This window comes from Leifsonia xyli subsp. cynodontis (genome assembly GCF_050632205.1).
GTDB classification, from domain to species: domain Bacteria; phylum Actinomycetota; class Actinomycetes; order Actinomycetales; family Microbacteriaceae; genus Leifsonia; species Leifsonia xyli_D.
The window spans coordinates 202,723-220,753 of sequence record NZ_CP192578.1 but is presented as its reverse complement, the minus strand read 5'-3'; the positions used below and the strand labels follow the sequence as shown (position 1 = coordinate 220,753).

Below are 18,031 nucleotides of genomic sequence, written 5' to 3'. Positions count from 1 at the left end.
CGAACCTTAATCAAGGTGCACCGTCCCCCCGGTCCAGCCCGAGCGCAGCCAGCGATCGTGGCTCGCGACCACCACGGCGCCCGGATAGGCGCCCAGCGCCTCCTCCAGCTCGGTGGCGAGCGACAGCGACAGGTGGTTGGTTGGCTCGTCCAGCAGGAACAGGTGCGGCGGCCGCGCCACGATGAGCGCGAGGGCGAACCGGCGCTGCTGACCGACCGACAGGGCTCCGATCGGGCGGTCCAGATCCCGTTGCGCGATCAACCCCAGGGAGCTGAGCGGCACCGTCTCCGCCCGCCGCTCGCCCAGTGTCGCCTCGTAGAGCCGCCGGGGCGACGCGGAGGGGTCGGCGAACCGCACATCCTGTTCCAGCAGCCCGACCCGGAGGCCGCGCCGGCGGGTGACGGCACCGGCGGACGGCTCGAGCCGACCGGCCAGCAGGGAGAGCAGCGTCGACTTGCCCGCGCCGTTAGCCCCGGTGACGAGGATGCGCGCATCCCCCGCCACGACGAACTCGTCGAGGTGCAACCGGCCGGCGATCCGCACATCCCGGACCTGCACGAGCACGCCCGAGTCGTCGCCCAGCGGCTGGAACCCGGACGGGATGCCCGCGAAGCTGAGCGGAGCCGGCGGCTTGCGCACCTGCCCGTCACGCAGCTCTTCCAGCCGTCCCTCCGCATTGCGGATGCGACGGCTGATCTGCCGGTCGAGCGCGTTGCCCTTCACCGACTTCACGAACTTGTCGTTGTCGCGGATCTTGCCCGACCAGGCGATGGAGCGCGCCGTCACGTCGACCGCGTGCTTCAGCTCCTTCAGCTCGCGCTGCTCGTCGGAGAACTGCTTCTCCCACCGCGCACGCTCGGCCGCCTTCTCCTCCAGGTACGCACTGTACCCGCCGCCGAAGACGGTCGTGCCCGAACGGGCCGGGTCGAGGTCGAGGAGGCTGGTCGCGACCGCGTCGAGGAAGGCGCGATCGTGGCTCGCGAAGACGACGGGACCTGACCACCCGGCGAGCTGCCGCTCGAGGAAGGCCGCCGCCTCGTCATCCAGATGGTTCGTGGGCTCGTCGAGCAGCAGCACGTCCGGCCGGCGCAGCAGGAGGGCCGCGAGCGCGAACCGGGACCGCTGGCCTCCCGAGACCTCGCTCACGCGGCGGGCCAGCGGGATGTCGTCCACACCGAGCCCCGCGAGGAGCTCGTCCCGGCGTGCCTCGACGCTCCACAGCTCGGCGCGCTCGGCGGCCGCCAGCGCGGCGTCGTACCGCGCGGCGGCGGCCGGGCCGTCGGATCCGAGGGCCTCGGCGGCGGCCTGCAGCTCCCGCTCGATGGCCCGCACGTCCGAGAGGGCGTGCTCGAGCAGAGCCGCGAGCGTCTCACCGGGGTGGAACCGAACCTCCTGCCAGAGGAACCCGGTCCGCTCCGGACGCGCGATGACGCCGGAGTCGGGTGTCTCGCTCCCGGACAGCACCCGCAGCAGGGTGGATTTGCCGGCGCCGTTCTCGCCGATCAGCCCCAGTCGATGACCCGGGGCGACCGTCAGGGAGACGTCGGTGAGCACCCGGCGGTCGCCGTAGACGACGGAGACGCCGTCGGCGCGCAGGGGTGCGAGGGTGATGGTTGGCATGGGAACCGCCTTTCCGGGCGCTCCACAAGGAGCAGGTTCCCGCCGGGCGATCTCCGTCGTGAGCGGCGCTGGAGCGCCCAGGTGCCTGACCGGGCGGCGCGTGGCCGTGAAGGGTCCTCACTCACATCGACGGCGCCTCGGGCGCGGGACGTCAGGAGGTTCTCACTTCATAGCGAGGACGACCATAGCAGGTCGTCCTCGCCACTGTAAAGAGTTGCTACTGCTGCAGCTGCAGGGTCTCCGCCGTCGCGGCGAGCACGCGCTGCGCCTCCTCCGGGCGGTCGTTCAGCGTCGTCCCGACCGTCGGGATGAGCTGCTTGATCGTCGGCAGCCAGCCCGGGAACCGGTCGGGGAAGCAGTGCTTCAGCAGGTCCACCATGATCGGGACGGCAGTGGATGCGCCCGGCGACGCCCCCAGGAGGCCGGCGATGGAGCCGTCCTCGGCCGCCACGACCTCGGTGCCGAACTGCAGCACGCCGCCCTTCTTCGGGTCCTTCTTCATGACCTGCACGCGCTGGCCGGCCGTGATGAGCTCCCAGTCCTCGCTCTTCGCGGTCGGCATGAACTCCTGCAGCGCCTTCAGCTTCTTCGCGCGGTTGGCGAGCAGCTCGCCCACCAGGTATTTGATGAGGTCGAAGTTGTCGCGCGCGACGGCGAGCATCGGCCCGAGGTTGCCCGGACGCACCGAGCCCGGCAGGTCGAACCACGAGCCCGTCTTCAGGAACTTGGGGCTGAATCCCGCGTACGGACCGAACAGCAGCGACGCCTGACCGTCGACCACGCGGGTGTCGAGGTGCGGCACCGACATCGGCGGGGCGCCGACGGCGGCCTTGCCGTAGACCTTCGCCTGGTGCTGCGCGACGATCTTGGGGTCCGTGGTGCGCAGGAACTGCCCGGAGATCGGGAAGCCGCCGAAGCCCTTGATCTCGGGGATGCCCGACTTCTGGAGCAGGTGCAGCGCGCCGCCGCCCGCGCCGACGAATACGAAGCGCGCCGTGGTGACGTGCGAGGTGCGGCCGACATCGTGGCGCACCTTCAACCGCCACAGGCCGTCCTTGGTGCGTTTGATGTCGCGCACGCTGTGGTTGAGCGCGAGCTCCGCACCGTTCTCGACCAGGTTGTCGATGAGCGCCCGGGTCAGGGCGCCGAAGTCGACGTCGGTCCCGGAGGTCTGACGGGTGGCAGCGATGCGCTGCTTGGCGCTGCGCTTCTTGGTGAGGAGCGGCGTCCACTCGCCGATCACGGCCGGGTCCTCCGAGTACTCCATGCCGGCGAACAGCGGCTCGTCCTTGAGCGCCTCGTAGCGCTTGCGGAGGTAGCGGACGTTGTCGCGCCCCTTCACGAACGTCATGTGCGGGGTGGAGTTGATGAACGTGTGCGGCTCGGGGAGGTCGCCGGCGGCGACGAGGCTGGACCAGAACTGGCGGCTCAGCTGGAACTGCTCGTTGATGCTGATGGCCTTGGCGGGGTCCACGGTGCCGTCGGACGCCTCGGGCATGTAGTTCAGCTCGCACAGCGCGGCGTGGCCGGTGCCGGCGTTGTTCCACGGGTTCGAGGACTCCTGGGCCACTTCGCCCAGTCGCTCGTAGATCCGGATGCTCCAGTCGGGCTGCACGCGCTGGATCATGGCCCCCAGCGTGGCACTCATGATGCCGCCGCCGATCAGGACGACGTCGATGGGAGAATTGCTCACCCGTCAATCCTATGATGCGTGCCGCTCAGACCCGCCGTGGGAGCACCCGGGTCTCTCGATATCGAGACAAACGCCCTACGCGGTGACCGGGTTCGCAAGCCGCTCGGCCACCAGCTCGGCGATCTGCACGGCGTTGAGGGCCGCGCCCTTGCGCAGGTTGTCGTTGCTCACGAACAGCGCGATGCCGCGTCCCTCGGGCGCACCCTCGTCCGCACGGATGCGGCCGACGAAGCTGGGGTCGCTTCCCGCGGCCTGCAGCGGGGTCGGGACATCCGTCAGCTGAACACCGGCCGCGTCGGCGAGCAGCTCGCTGACGCGCTCCGGGCTGATCGGCCGGGCGAACTCCGCGTTGATCGAGAGGGAGTGACCGGTGAAGACGGGGACGCGGACGCAGGTGCCGCTGACCAGCAGCTCGGGGACCCCGAGGATCTTGCGCGACTCGTTGCGCAGCTTCTTCTCCTCGTCGGTCTCGTTCAGGCCGTCGTCGACGATGGAACCGGCGAGCGGGATGACATCGAACGCGATCGGGCGCACGTACTTGACCGGCTCGGGCAGCGTCACGGCGGATCCGTCGTGCACCAGGTCGAGAAGGTGCTCGTCGGCCACGGCGGCACGGGCCTGCTCCGCGAGCTCCTCGGCGCCGGCGAGACCGGACCCGGAGACCGCCTGGTAGGTGCTCACCACGAGGCGGGTCAGGCCGGCCTCGTCGTGCAGGGGCTTCAGGACGGGCATGGCGGCCATGGTGGTGCAGTTCGGGTTGGCGATGATGCCCTTGCGCGCATCCGCGATGGCCTCGGGGTTGACCTCGGAGACGACCAGCGGCACATCCGGGTCCATCCGCCATCCGCTCGAGTTGTCGATGACGATGGCGCCGGCCTCGGCGAAGCGCGGGGCGTGCGCCTTGGAACCGGTGGCGCCGGCGGAGAACAGGGCGATGTCGATGCCGGAGACGTCGGCGGTCGCCACATCCTCGACCGTGATCTCCTGGCCCTTGAACGGCAGGGTCGTGCCGGCCGAGCGCGAGGAGGCGAAGAAGCGGATGCTCTTCACCGGGAACGCGCGCTCCTCGAGCAGGCGGCGCATCACGGCGCCCACCTGGCCGGTCGCGCCCACGACGGCCACCCGCGCGCCGTTGCTGTCGAAATCGGTGTACTCGCTCATGCCAGCCCCTTCGGGTCGTTTGTGGATGGAACCGCAGCGCGCGGAGAGGCATTCCCCGCGCAGGTGGATCTAGCGGCCGGTGCCCGCGTAGACGATGGCCTTCTCGTCGCCGTCGAGGCCGAAGGCGGTGTGCACGACTCGGGCCGCCTCCGCGACCGTGTCGGCGCGGGTGACGACCGAGATGCGGATCTCGCTGGTCGAGATCATCTCGATGTTGATGCCGGCATCGAACAGCGCCTCGAAGAGCATCGCGGAGACGCCCGAGTTGGTGCGCATACCCGCTCCGACCAGAGCCAGCTTGCCGATCTGGTCGTCGTACTGCAGCGACTGGTAGCCCACCTCGTCCTTCTCCGCCGTCAAGGCGGTGAGGACACGCTGACCCTCGGACTTCGGCAGTGTGAAGGAGATGTCGGTGAGGCTGGTGGCCGCCGCGGAGACGTTCTGCACGATCATGTCGACGTTGGCGTTGGCCTTCGCGACGATCTTGAAGATCTGGGCCGCCTTGCCGGGCACGTCGGGCACGCCGACGACGGTGATCTTGGCCTCGCTCAGGTCGGTGGCCACGCCGGAGATGATGGGCTCTTCCACGGTTCCATCCTTCTTGGCGGCCTCGGCCGCCGCTGCTTCATTGAGCACGTAGGTGCCCTCTTTGTTCGAGAACGACGAGCGGACGTGCAGCGTCACGTTGTGCCGCCGGGCGTACTCCACAGCCCGGATGTGCAGCACCTTCGCGCCCGCGGCGGCGAGTTCGAGCATCTCCTCGCTGGTGATGCGGTCGATCTTGCGCGCCAGGGGCACCTGACGCGGGTCGGACGTGAACACGCCGTCGACGTCGGTGTAGATCTCGCAGACCTCGGCGCCGAGGGCGGCGGCCAGGGCGACGGCCGTCGTGTCGGAGCCGCCGCGGCCGAGGGTCGTGATGTCGCGGGACTCGCGGCTGAAGCCCTGGAACCCGGCGACGATGGCGATCGCGCCCTCGTTGAGCGCATCCTGGATACGGCCCGGCGTGACATCGACGATGCGCGCGGCGCCGTGCTGCGCATCGGTGATCATTCCCGCCTGGCTGCCGGTGAACGAGCGGGCGTCGTAGCCCATGCTCTTGATCGCCATGGCGAGCAGCGCCATGGAGATGCGCTCGCCCGCGGTGAGCAGCATGTCGAGCTCGCGGGGAGCCGGGATCGGAGTGACCTCGTGGGCCAGGTCGAGCAGCTCGTCCGTGGTGTCGCCCATGGCGGAGACGGCCACGACGACCTCGTTGCCCGCCTTCCGCGTCTCGACGATGCGCTTCGCGACGCGCTTGATGCTCTCAGCTGTCGCGACGGACGAACCGCCGAACTTCTGGACGATGAGGGCCACGGACACTCCTGAACTCACGGGCTTCCCATCCTACCGGCGGGAATATGACCGTTCCCTTATGTGACGCCTGCTGTTGACAGTGGGCGGGCACGGCGGAGATGCGTGGAGGTGCGAGCGCCGTTCGCGGAGGAGTTTTGCGCGGCTGGAGAGGGCCGACTCCTCCGTTTCCGCCGTCCGGCGGCGCGTCGGGTGCGGAACTCCTCCGTTTCCGGCCGGGAACGGGTCAGGAGACCTGGCGGCGACCCTCGAAGGCGCGGCCGAGCGTCACTTCGTCGGCGTACTCGAGGTCGCCGCCGACCGGCAGACCGGAGGCGAGGCGGGTGACCCGGATGTCGAGCGTGGTCAGCAAGCGGCTCAGGTAGGTGGCCGTCGCCTCCCCTCGAGGTTGGGGTCGGTCGCGATGATGACCTCCTGCACCGTGTTGTCGGCGAGGCGCTGCATGAGCTGGCGGATGCGCAGGTCGTCCGGGCCGACGCCGTCGATCGGGCTGATCGCGCCGCCGAGCACGTGGTACAGGCCGCGGAACTCGCGGGTGCGCTCGATCGCGACGACGTCCTTCGCCTCCTCGACGACGCAGATCAGCGTCGGCGTGCGGCGCGGATCGCGGCAGATGGAGCAGGTGGCCTGCTCGGAGACGTTGCCGCAGATCTCACAGAACCGGACCTTGTCGCGCACTTCGAGCAGCACCTCGGCGAGGCGCGTGACGTCGAACGTCTCGGTCTGCAGGATGTGGAACGCGATGCGCTGAGCCGACTTCGGGCCGATGCCCGGCAGCCGCCCGAGCTCGTCGATCAGCTCCTGGACGATGCCTTCGTACACCGGTTACCTCATCCCCGGGGTCGGAGGCGCGGGCTGCTCCTCGATGAAGGTGGCTCCGAGGATCTCGCGCACCACCGCCTCCCCGTAGCGCTGCGGCTGCTGGAAGGTCGGAGTGCGGGTCCCGGCAGCCGGCGCGGATGCGGCGCGCTCTGCGGCGACGGCCGGGCCACGGGCGGGCGTCGGCGCGCTGGGGGCAGCGGTGGCGGGCGCTGCGGACCAGTCGTCGGAGGGTTCCTCCGGGACCGGCGGCTCGTAGGGCGGCTCGGTCTCGGGCGGCGGGACGTCGTCGTACGGCGGCTCGTCCGGGTCGGGCGCGCTCGCGGGCCGGGCCGAGGGTGCCGACGACGCGCGACCGTCGGGCGCAGGCGCATCCTCGGTCGGACGCTCGAGGGTCACCACGGCAGCGGTCGTCGTGATCGTCGACGCGGTGACGGTCTCGCCCGCGGGCGATGCCGGGATCGCGACCGTCGCCCACTCTGTGACGGCAGCGCCGGCGGAGGTGCCGGACGCGGCCGGGGATCCGGCGGCAGCACCGGCGGAGGCGGCGGCCGAGGCCGGCGACCCGGCGGCACTCCGCGATCCGGCGGCCGACCGCTGGGCGGCGGAGCCGCCGGAGCCGCCGACCGGCGTCGCGGGCGTGGCGCTCGGCGAGGCCGGTGCCGCGCTCGGCGCCGTCGGCGCAGAGCTCGAGGCCGTCGCGGGCGCGGCGGCTTCCGCGGGCGCGGACGCGGACGGTTCTGCGCCGGGCCACGTCTCGGCCGTCGGCGCGGCGGGTGCGCCCGCGGACGGACGCGGCGAACCGCCGGAGCCCGGGCCGGAGTCGGCGCGGGCGATGAACTTCACGCGGATACCGAGCACGTCGACGATGGCCTGCCGGAGGTGCTCGCTGACGCCGGGGGCGCCGCCCGCCTCGGGCTGACGGAAGCTCTGCACGTCGTTGTCGCTGGGGAAGGACAGCGTCAGGACATCCCCGTTGAGCGAGCGGACCTGTGCCGTGAAGACGACCATCCACGCGCTGCGCTTGGCCCGCTGGACGGCGTCGAGGATCTGCGGCCACGAGTCCTTGACCTGCTGCGTGGTGACCGGCCCGACAGCGGCCGCACCGGCAGCACCGGCAGCGGGAGACGCAGCGACCGTGTCGGCGACGGTCTCACGCGTCTCGGCGACGGGCGCGGGTGCCGAAGCGGTCGCCGGTGCAGCGGCGGAGGGCGCCGCCGGACCAGCGGCCGCAGCGGGAGCAGCAGGCGCAGCCGGAGCGGCCGCCGGAGGAGCAGCAGCCGCAGGAGCAGCAGCCGCGCGCGCCGGCGCACCCCGGTCGACCGGACGCGACGGCACGGCCGGCGCCGCAGCCGACTCCGCACCGACCGCGTCGCTGACGCCGACTCGGCGCTCCAGCCGCTCCACCCGGGCGAGCGCGCCGCGCTCGCTCTCGTCGCTCGACGGCACGAGCACGCGCGCGATCATCAGCTCGAGATGCAGCCGCGGCGAGGTCGCGCCGGTCATCTCGGTGAGGGCCGCGTTCACGATGTCGGCCGACCGGCTCAGCTCGGCGGCGCCGAACTTCATGGCCTGCACGCCCATCCGGTCGAGCTCGTCCTGGGGCACTCCGCGGAGCACCGCTGCAGCGCCTTCGACGCTCGTCGCCGCGACGACGATGAGGTCGCGCAGCCGCTCGAGCAGGTCTTCGACGAACCGGCGCGGATCCTGTCCCGTCTGCACGACGCGGTCGACCGCGGCGAAGGCGCCCGCCGCATCCCGTGCCGCGATCGCGTCGATGACGTCGTCGAGCAGGGCCGCGTGCGTGTACCCGAGCAGGGCGACCGCGCGCTCGTACTCGATCGCGCTCCCCTCGGACCCGGCCATCAGCTGGTCGAGCAGGGAGAGGGTGTCTCGCGGCGAGCCGCCGCCGGCGCGGACGACGAGCGGCAGGACGCCGGGCGCGACCGTCATGCCCTCGCTGTCGCACAGGCTCTGCACGTACTCGAGCATCTGCGCGGGCGGCACCAGCCGGAACGGATAGTGATGCGTGCGGGAGCGGATGGTGCCGATGACCTTCTCGGGCTCGGTGGTCGCGAAGATGAACTTCACGTGCTCCGGCGGCTCCTCCACGATCTTCAGCAGGGCGTTGAAGCCCTGCGGCGTGACCATGTGCGCCTCGTCGAGGATGAAGATCTTGTAGCGGTCGCGGGCGGGCGCGAAGATCGCCCGCTCGCGGATGTCGCGGGCGTCGTCGACGCCGTTGTGGCTCGCCGCGTCGATCTCGACCACGTCGAGCGACCCGCCGCCGTCGCGGCTCAGCTCGACGCAGCTGGCGCACTTCCCGCACGGGGTGTCGGTGGGGCCCTCCGCGCAGTTCAGACAGCGGGCCAGGATGCGCGCCGACGTCGTCTTGCCACAGCCGCGAGGACCCGAGAACAGGTAGGCGTGGTTGACCCGGTTCGTGCGCAGCGCCGTCATCAACGGATCCGTCACCTGGGACTGGCCGATCATCTCGGCGAAGGTGTCGGGCCGATAGCGGCGATACAGGGCGGTTACCACTCACACATGCTACTCATCGCCGCCGACATTCCGGTGGGAGCCGCCCGTCACGGGCCGCGGACGTTCAGCGCCCGGCCGATCGCCGACCAGAGGGACACGCGCGCGTCCTCGGTGGGCTGCGCGTCCGGAGGCGGCGGAAGGTAGAGCGGCGTGTACGGCGGCACGGAGAAGAGGTGCGTCGCGCGAGGCGCGCCGACGTACGCATCCCCACCGTGGGGCGGGCGGATGGCGGCCGCCGCCTCCATCCACCGGCAGGCGTTGTCGAGCTGCTCGTCCCGGCCCGCGCATCCCAGCACCACCGGCCCCCGGATGCGCGTGAGATCGAGCACCGCGGCCGGGGTGACCTCGTGCGTCCCGCTCACGCACGGCACCCAGGCGCCGCCCACCGTCACCGCGGGGCCGGGTACCGGCGACGGGCACACCAGCCCCGTCGTGCCCGCCGGGGCGATCGCGCCGTAGACGAGATCGGGGTACGCCACCGCCGTCCACAGGGCGAGCTGCGCGCCGCGCGAGCTGCCGAACACGAAGACGCGGCGCGGGTCGACGCCCGGCTGCGAGCGCAGCCAGTTCAGCGCGGCGAGCACCCGCTCGGCCGGAAGGGTGCGCACGACGTTCACCTCCCCCGCCGAACCGTACGTCGACAGCGCCAGCGCGGGGTATCCCATCGCCGACAGGGTGGCCGCCGACAGCACCCCGCTCGGCGCGGCGGGGTCGGTGCCGTCGAGCACCAGCACGGCCGGACGCGGCGCCCGCGACTGCGCCTGCGGCTCGAAGTAGTCGCCCGTGATGCCGTCGTCGAACACGGCACGGGAGGGTGCCACCGCCTGCAGCCCGACGCGGTGGATGCGCCGTGCGGCCACCCGGCGGCCGTCCACGACCGCTTCCAGGTCGACGGACAGGCTCGCGCCTCCCCAGAGCTGCGGCGACACCGCGGTCGAGCCCGACGAGAGACCGAGGGACCAGAACAACCCCATGCCGTCCGCTCCCGAGAAGGGCGCCTCGACCGGCGCCTCCCGGTCGAGATCGACTACGCCCGAGGACGGAACGACGTAGACCGCCTGCGAGGAGGAGTCGCCGCCGCCGGCCACGCGCGCCCGCAGCGACACCCGGGCCCCGGGCTGCAGGGCGACGACCCGCACGTGGATGGGCTCCCAGACCCCGCTCGGCTCCTCGCTGACCTCGAAGCGCGGGCCGGCGCCCGTAGCGGCGCTCGCGCATCCCACCAGGGAGCCGAACGCCAACCCCACGGCAGCCGCCCCCGCTGCCAGGCGACGCGCGGCGCGCATCCCGAACCCGCTCATGGCCGGACCGCCCCCGCCAGTTTGCCGATCACCAGGGTCCAGAAGCCGACGCGGGCATCCTCTGTGGCCTGCGCCGTCGCCGGCGGCAGGTCGCTCAGGCCGATCGGCAGCAGCGGCGGGGTGGTGATGTCGTGCCCGGCGCCCTCCGCGTACAGGAACGCGTCGCCGTCCGCCGCGCCACGCGCCTGCTCGCCGGCGCGGGTCCAGTCGCACGCCGTCGGCAGCTGCCGGTCGGCGGTGCCGCAGGCGAGCACGAGGGGCCCGGAGATGCGTTGCAGCGGGAGGATGTCGGTGCCCGCGATCGTCCGCTCCGGGTTCGCGCACGGCAACGCCCGGCCCTGCCGGATGAGCAGCGGGCTGCCGGCCGCGGACGTGCACTGCAGGGCGGTGGCGCCGCCCGCGGCGAAGGCCCCGTGGATGCGACCGGGCTCCTCCGCGGCGAACCAGAGCGCGAGCGACGAGGCACGTCCGGTGCCGTAGACGAAGACGCGGTCCTCGTCGACGATCGGGAGGGACGAGAACCAGGCCAGCGCCGCGTCGAAGGTCTCGACCGACAGCGCGGCCGAGCCGGGGATCTGCCCCTCTGGCACGAAGGCGGGGAGCACGAACACCGGGAACCCGGCGGAGGCGATCATCCGCGAGGCGAAGGCGCCCGCCGCTCCCCCGTCGTCGCCGTCGATGACGATGACCCCGGGGCGGAGGTCCACCGGCGTCGGCACCGACTCCACCAGCGCGCCGACGCGGGCGGTGGGTGCGATCGCCGACGCGGCCGGATCGCCGCTGCCGATGACGTCACCTCCGGTCACGTCCCTGCTCCGCGTGCCCTCTGCCAGCGGCAGCCGGTGCAGCGGGGCCGTGGCGACCGCGTGGCCGTCCTGCTCGGCGGTGAAGGTCAGATCCAGCCCGCCGAACACCCACTGCTCGACCAGCTGACGCTGGCTCAGCGACGGACCGGTCAGGCTCCACAGCAGGCCCGCTCCGTCGGGGCGGGGATACGGGGCCGCGAGCGGCTCCTGCGACCACAGCCGCACGCGGCCGTCCGGCGGCACGGCGTAGACGGCACGCGACGAGAGCGACCCCGTGCCGGTGTGCGCGCGGGCGGTGACCACGACCGGGTGCCCGGGCTCGAGCCCGGTGACCTGCACGGCGACCGGCTGCGTGGTGCCCGCGCCGAAGCTGCTGAAGGCGAACCGCGCGCCGCCGGGACCGCCGGCGGCGCACGCGGAGAGGACGAGGGCGACCACGGCGGTGAGGACCGCCGCGCGGAGGATCCGGCGGCCGGGACGGCTCATTGCAGCACCACCTGCAGAAGCGCGCGACCGACCGCGTCCCAGAACGCGACCCGCGCCCGCTCGGTCGGCTGGCCGCCCGCGGCCGGAAGCCCGATCGGCAGTCCGGGAGGGACGGAGACCGCATGCCCCGCGCCACCGGCGTAGATCACCGCGTCCCCTTCGCGCGGCTGACGGGTCTCGGCCAGCCTCCGCTGCCAGTCGCAGGCGTTCGGGAGGACGGCATCCTGCTCCCCGCACGCCAGCACGACCGGACCCTCGACGCCGTCGATGGGCGGGATGGCAGAGGGCTCCACCATCCGGGCGCCGGAGAGGCAGGGCAGGCTGACGGAACCTTCGACCGCGGGCGAGACCCGCGTCCCCTGCAGGCAGAGCAGAGCGGGGGAACCTCCCGCCAGGAACAGCCCGTGCACGCGCGACGGGAATCGCGTCGCCGCCCACAACGCCACTTGCTCCGCGACGCCCGTGCCATAGACGAACAGCTTGCCCTGCACGATGTCGGGCCGTTCGGCCAGCCACTGGAGGGCCGCATCCACCGTGGATGCCGAGACGATGCCGGCGGAGCGGATGCCGTCTGAGGCGGGCACGACCGGGATCCGGAGCACCGACGCCCCGAACTGCGCGATCAGCGGCGCGGTGTAGTCCGCCGAGGCGCCCGGCGTCGCGTCGTCGAACATGAGCACGGCCGGCGCCTGCGGGTGCTCGAGCGTCGCCGCGCTGTAGAACGTTCCCAGAGGAACGTCCTCGTGGGTCTCGCGCGGCAGCCGGGGATCGATCGCCGCGCGCAGATCGCGCGTGTACAGCGTCCGGACCGAGAGGGATGCGGCAAGGCCGGCCAGCGCGAACCGGCGCGAGGCCACCACCCGATCGCCGTCGGACGCGGTGACCGTCACCTGGAGTGCGTCGCGCATCCACTGCCGGACAGCCACGGCCTCGGGCAGCCGGGGACCGCGCAGCGACCAGAACAGGCCGGCCGAGTCGGGCGCGGTGAACGGCGCGAACTGCGGCCGGGCGGTCGCGAGATCGAGGATGCCGGAGGCCGGAACCGTGTACGTCGCCGCCGAACGCCACTCCCCGTGCGCCGTGGCCAGTCGCGAGCTGAGACGCAGATGAGCGCCGGGCTCCGCGCCGACCAGCTGCAGCGGCACCGGCCAGAGCACGGCGCTGTAGCGGACGAGCGGCGGCGTCACGAAGCGCGCCCCCGCCCCACCCTGGACCGAGCCGCAGCCCGCAAGTGCGGCGGCTCCGAGCAGGAGCGCCACGCCGGCGGCCAGCAACGAGGCGAGACGCGCGCGCAGCGTCCGCTGCGACCGTCCTCCGTCGCGCCGGCCGCTGCGCCGCCCTGGCGCTCCTGCTCGGGCCATGGCCCCGCTCCCTCAGCCCCCGGCGGCCTCGCGGACGGCCTGCAGCGACTGCCGCGAGATCTCCAGCTCCTCGTTGGTGGGCACGACCAGCACGGTCACGGCCGAGTCGTCGGTGGAGATGACCCGCGCCTCCCGCGACGGGCTCGCGCTCCGCTCCGGGTCGAGCCGGATGCCGAGCACCTCCAGACCGGTGAGCACCTCCGCCCGCAGGGCCGCATCGTTCTCGCCGACGCCCGCGGTGAAGGTGAGGACGTCGAGGCCGCCCAGCAGCGCGGTGTACGCCCCGACGTAGTGCTTGAGACGGTGGACCGTCACATCGAGCGCGAGGCGCGCCTGCTCCTCGCCGCGCCCGGCCGCCAGGCGGACATCGCGCATGTCACCGCGGCCGGACAGGCCCAGCAGACCACTGCGCCGGTTCAGCAGCTCGTCGAGATCGTCCGTGCTCAACTGCGCCCGCCTGGCGAGGTGGATGAGGACCGCCGGATCGAGGTCGCCCGAGCGAGTGCCCATCACCAGCCCCTCGAGCGGCGTCATGCCCATCGACGTCTCGACGGAGCGCCCGGCGTCCACCGCGCACGCCGACGCTCCGTTGCCGAGGTGCAGCACGATCTGCTTGAGCTCGCCGAGCGGCCGGTCGAGGAACGCCGCGGCCGCCTCGGACACGTACTTGTGCGACGTGCCGTGGAAGCCGTACCGGCGCACGCGATGCCGCGCGGCGAGGTCCGCGTCGATGGCGTAGGTGTAGGCCGCGGGCCCCAGCGTCTGGTGGAACGCGGTGTCGAAGACCGCGACGTGCGGCACATCGGGGAAGGCCTTCTTCGCCGCGCGGATGCCCTGCAGGTTGGCCGGATTGTGCAGCGGGGCGAGATCGGAGAGGTCCTCGATGTTGATCTCGACGAGCGGCGTCACGATGGTCGGCTCGAAGAAGCGCTTGCCGCCGTGCACCACTCGGTGGCCCACCGCATCCAGCGGGTTCTCCTCCAGGCTCGGGCCCTCGGCGGCGAACGCGTCGAGCATCGCCCGGAAGCCCGCGGTGTAGTCGGGGATCTCGAGCGTCCGCTCCGTCGTCCCGTCCGGACCCCGGTGCGTGGTGTGCCCGCTCGACTCGCCGATCCGCTCGACCAGCCCCGACGCGAGAGACTCCTCCGTCTCGCTGTCGATCAGCTGGTACTTGAACGACGACGAGCCGCTGTTGACGACCAGGACAGCGCTCATGACAGCGCCGCCTGGATCGCCGTGATGGCCACCGTGTTCACGATGTCGTCCACCGTCGCTCCCCGCGAGAGGTCGTTGATCGGCTTGCGCAGCCCCTGCAGGACCGGTCCGATCGCCACCGCGCCGGCGCTCCGCTGCACCGCCTTATACGTGTTGTTGCCGGTGTTGAGGTCGGGGAAGATGAACACAGTCGCCCGTCCGGCCACCTCCGACCCGGGCATCTTGGCCGCGCCGACCGCCGCATCCGCCGCCGCGTCGTACTGGATCGGGCCGGCGACGGCGAGCTGCGGAGCACGTTCGCGCACCAGCTCGGTCGCGGTGCGCACCTTCTCCACATCCGCTCCCGCCCCGGAGTCGCCGGTCGAGTACGACAGCATGGCCACCCGCGGCTGGATGCCGAACTGCTCCGCCGTCTTCGCCGACGAGATCGCGATGTCGGCCAGCTGCTCGGACGTCGGGTCCGGGATGACCGCGCAGTCGCCGTAGACGAGCACCCGGTCGGCGAGCGCCATCAGGAAGACGCTCGAGACGACGGAGACGCCCGGCGTGGTCTTGATGATCTCGAAGGCCGGGCGGATGGTGTGCGCCGTCGTGTGCGCGGCGCCCGACACCATCCCATCGGCCAGGCCCAGGTGCACCATCATCGTGCCGAAGTAGGAGGCGTCGGTGACCGTGTCGGCGGCCTGGTCGACCGTGATGCCCTTGTGCGACCGCAGCCGTGCGTACTCCTCGGCGAAGCGCACCCGGAGCACGTCGTCGAAGGGGCTCAGCACCTCCGCGCCCGCGAGGTCGAGCCCGAGCTCGATCGCGCGCGACCGCACCTCGAACGGCTCGCCGAGGATGGTCAGCCGTGCCACGCCCCGCGCCAGCAGCGTGTGAGCGGCGCGCAGGATGCGGTCGTCCTCCCCTTCCGGGAGCACGATGTGCTTCTTCGCGGCGCGGGCGCGCTCGATCAGGTCGTACTCGAACATCAGCGGCGTGACGACATCGTGCCGGGAGACGTCGAGGCGCGCGAGCAGCGCGTCCGCATCCACGTGCCGTTCGAACAGCGCGAGGGCCGTGTCGTACTTGCGCTGCGAATCGGCGGCCAGCCGGCCGCGGGCGTGCGTGATCCGCACCACCGTCTCGTACGTGTCGAGGGTCGTCCGGACGATCGGCAGCGGGGAGCGGAGGCCGGCGAGCAGCCGTTCGATCGGCTCCGGCAGCTCGAAGCCGCCGTTGAGCACGATCCCCGCGATGGACGGGAACGTGCCGGAGGCGTTGGCCATCAGCACCGCGAGCAGCACCTCCGTGCGGTCGCCCGGCACCACGACGACCGATCCCTCGACGAGTCGCGGCAGCACGTTGTTCATCGACATTCCGGCGACCACGACGCCCAGGGCCTCGCGGGCCAGCAGGGCCTCCTCGCCCGAGATGAGCGTCGCACCGGTCTGCTCCAGGATCGAGCGGATGCTCGGCGCGACCAGGAACGGGTCCTCCGGGATCGCCCACACCGGCGGCCGGTCGCTGCTGCCCGCACCGCCCGCGGAGGCGCCCACGGCGGACCCCACGGACGCGACGATCTCGTCGAGCCGGTCCTCGTCGGAGCGGTTCGCGATCACCGCGAGCAGGCCCGCGTGCTCGGCCCGGAGCTCGGCCACCGCCAGTTCCGCCAGCTGGCGCAACTCCTCCGGCGACCGGGGATCGGCCTGGCCGAGACGCTCGCCGAGGCCCTGGCCGACGCGGCCGCCGAGCACCAGCAGGACGGGCGCGCCCAGGTTCGCCGCGATGCGGGCGTTGTACGCGAGCTCGGTGGGGCTGCCGACGTCCGTGAAGTCCGAGCCGAGGATCACGACCGTCTCGCACCGCGCCTCCACCGCCCGGAAGCGCTCCACGATCTCGGCGAGCGCCGCATCCGCGTCGGTGTGGACGTCTTCGTACGTGACGCCGAGCGCATCCTCGTACGACAGCTCCGCCGTCGTGCGCTGCAGCAGCAGCTCGAGCACGTAGTCGCGCTCGGCGGTGGACCGAGCGATCGGGCGGAAGACCCCGACGCGGCCGACCGAGTGCCGCAGCGCTTCGAGCACGCCCAGAGCGACCGTCGACTTGCCCGTGTGACCCTCGGCCGAGGTGATGTAGATGGAACGCGCCACGTCAGGCGATCCGCTCGATCGCGGGAAGCTCCCAGCGCCCGTCCAGCACGTCGTCGCCCGGCGCGTAGAGGCGCAGGATGGGCCGGAAACGGCCCTCCGGGGTGGGCAGCCAGTTGGCGGCGGCCTTCTCGTCGGCCGGTCGGGTGGCGCTCATGGTGATGGTCAGTCCTCCGTCGTCGTCGTACACGATCCCGCGCGTCCTGTCGCCCACCGAGTAGCGGCCCAGCGGGTTGCGGACGAGGTAGTAGTGCGGCAGGTCGTACATGGTCAGCGACCAGAACGCGCCGACCGGCGGGGTCGGGCTCAGCCGCAGCCGATACACGTGATCGCCGCTCAGCGGCTCGCCGTCGGCGTCCTCGTACGTCATGAGGTAGGCCGCCTCGTAGGCGTGGTTGCCCCACAGCCCGCCGAGCGCGGCCGCGGCCCGGTGCGCGTAGCGGGTGCGCGGGTCGGCCATCTTCCACTCGGGTGCGTCTATGGCGCCGAGCTCGAAGAAGTCGAGGTTGTAGTCGAAGACGTGGAGGTTGACCTGCCAGTGGTCGATCGGCACGACCCCGGTCTGCAGGGCCGACTCGAGCGCCTCCTTACCGAGGGCGTAGCCCTGCACGAGCGCATCGCGCACCCCCTCCGGCTGCTCGGCAACGGTGTAGGGGCTCACCAGCCCGAGCGGGGCGTAGGAGTCGAGCGCCGGGCGGTCGCGTTCCGCGGGAGGGAAGGCCTGCGTCCACACGCGGAACTTCTCGAAGAAGTCGAGGGCCTCATCCTCGCCGGGGGCGACGGCGGGAACCCCTGGGGCACGGGGGACGTCTCATCGACCGGCGTGAGCCCGAGGGCGTCCTGCAGCGCGTGCACGGCCGGCAGGTCGTCCTCGCCGTCGACGGCCCAGCGGCCGACGATGGTCGCCACGCGGGTCGGGAAGCGGATCGAGGGGATGCGGCCGTCCGGGTCGCCGGCATCGGGCGGCAGGAGGAGGAACTCCCCGGCTCCGCCTCCGGTGGCCCGCGTCCCGATGTACGCGAAATTGTTCGTCCACGCGTCGACGAACTGGAGGACGTAATAGCGGTCACCCGCCTCCGGCACGCTGAGCCGGATCGGGCCCACGCCCAGGTCGACCTGGGCGATGGAGTAGAGGGTGTCGTTGTTGATGGAGACGAAGGTGTCCTCCGGCCCCGCCAGCCGGCGCGCATGCCCGAAGGCGTTGTACGGGGTGGCGGGCACACCGCCGATCCCCTCCTGGGTGAACCGAACCACCTGCTCCAGGTCGAACACGAGCGGGAACCCCACCACGTACGCCTCTGTCGCCAGCTCGGTCAGCTGCTCGGTCACTCGGGTTCTCCGTCCATCCATCGATCCACGGAAGACGCGACTCATTCTACAGGGCGTAGAACTGACGCGGCTGTTCGGCTCAATATACGCGGCGCCGGTGACGCATGGCTGGACACAGAAAAGACCCCCCACGCACCCGCCAGAGCCCGGTTACCCTTGCTGCGTTTCCGCCCTGGGGGAGTTGGCCTGGATGGCGCCACGTGGGGAGCCGGGTACA

The 18,031-nt window shown here is 72.2% G+C and carries 12 protein-coding genes, 1 other RNA gene and 1 pseudogene; all 14 read right to left on the bottom strand.

The window, feature by feature from the left end; translation table 11 throughout:
• Positions 1–6: 6 nt before the first annotated feature.
• Positions 7–1,620 (bottom strand): ABC-F family ATP-binding cassette domain-containing protein, encoded by a 1,614-nt coding sequence (locus ACQ86M_RS01095; protein WP_431246751.1) that lies wholly within the window; start codon positions 1,618–1,620, stop codon positions 7–9.
• 217 nt (positions 1,621–1,837) lie between these two features.
• Entirely contained in the window at positions 1,838–3,313 is a 1,476-nt protein-coding gene (locus tag ACQ86M_RS01090) for a malate:quinone oxidoreductase (protein ID WP_431246750.1), read from the bottom strand.
• Positions 3,314–3,388: 75 nt separating this feature from the next.
• Positions 3,389–4,474 (bottom strand): aspartate-semialdehyde dehydrogenase, encoded by a 1,086-nt coding sequence (locus ACQ86M_RS01085; protein ID WP_431246749.1) that lies wholly within the window; start codon positions 4,472–4,474, stop codon positions 3,389–3,391.
• Positions 4,475–4,543: 69 nt separating this feature from the next.
• Entirely contained in the window at positions 4,544–5,830 is a 1,287-nt protein-coding gene (locus tag ACQ86M_RS01080) for an aspartate kinase (protein WP_431221393.1), read from the bottom strand.
• A gap of 223 nt (positions 5,831–6,053) precedes the next feature.
• Positions 6,054–6,649: pseudogene (recR, locus tag ACQ86M_RS01075) on the bottom strand (recombination mediator RecR).
• Between the two features lie 3 nt (positions 6,650–6,652).
• Positions 6,653–9,187, bottom strand: coding sequence for a DNA polymerase III subunit gamma and tau (locus ACQ86M_RS01070; protein ID WP_431246748.1), 2,535 nt, complete (start codon positions 9,185–9,187; stop codon positions 6,653–6,655).
• Positions 9,188–9,234: 47 nt separating this feature from the next.
• Complete coding sequence (locus ACQ86M_RS01065; RefSeq protein ID WP_431246747.1) at positions 9,235–10,488, bottom strand: acyl-CoA thioesterase/BAAT N-terminal domain-containing protein; 1,254 nt, start codon at positions 10,486–10,488, stop codon at positions 9,235–9,237.
• Entirely contained in the window at positions 10,485–11,780 is a 1,296-nt protein-coding gene (locus tag ACQ86M_RS01060; protein WP_431246746.1) for an acyl-CoA thioesterase/BAAT N-terminal domain-containing protein, read from the bottom strand. The genes ACQ86M_RS01065 and ACQ86M_RS01060 overlap by 4 nt, the downstream gene beginning before the upstream one ends.
• Positions 11,777–13,141, bottom strand: coding sequence for an acyl-CoA thioesterase/BAAT N-terminal domain-containing protein (locus ACQ86M_RS01055; protein WP_431246745.1), 1,365 nt, complete (start codon positions 13,139–13,141; stop codon positions 11,777–11,779). The genes ACQ86M_RS01060 and ACQ86M_RS01055 overlap by 4 nt, the downstream gene beginning before the upstream one ends.
• A gap of 12 nt (positions 13,142–13,153) precedes the next feature.
• Positions 13,154–14,356, bottom strand: a complete 1,203-nt coding sequence (locus ACQ86M_RS01050) for an acetate/propionate family kinase (protein WP_431246744.1) — start codon at positions 14,354–14,356, stop codon at positions 13,154–13,156.
• Positions 14,353–16,488, bottom strand: a complete 2,136-nt coding sequence (gene pta / locus ACQ86M_RS01045; protein WP_431246743.1) for a phosphate acetyltransferase — start codon at positions 16,486–16,488, stop codon at positions 14,353–14,355. Before pta ends, ACQ86M_RS01050 begins: the two co-directional genes overlap by 4 nt.
• Before the next feature lies 1 nt (position 16,489).
• Positions 16,490–17,218 carry a DUF1214 domain-containing protein gene (locus ACQ86M_RS01040; protein ID WP_431220297.1) on the bottom strand — a complete coding sequence of 243 codons (729 nt, stop codon included), beginning with the start codon at positions 17,216–17,218 and terminating at the stop codon, positions 16,490–16,492.
• Complete coding sequence (locus tag ACQ86M_RS01035) at positions 17,143–17,814, bottom strand: DUF1254 domain-containing protein (RefSeq protein WP_431246742.1); 672 nt, start codon at positions 17,812–17,814, stop codon at positions 17,143–17,145. Before ACQ86M_RS01035 ends, ACQ86M_RS01040 begins: the two co-directional genes overlap by 76 nt.
• 116 nt (positions 17,815–17,930) lie before the next feature.
• An RNA gene (ffs, locus tag ACQ86M_RS01030) (signal recognition particle sRNA small type) lies at positions 17,931–18,027 on the bottom strand.
• Positions 18,028–18,031 lie beyond the last annotated feature (4 nt).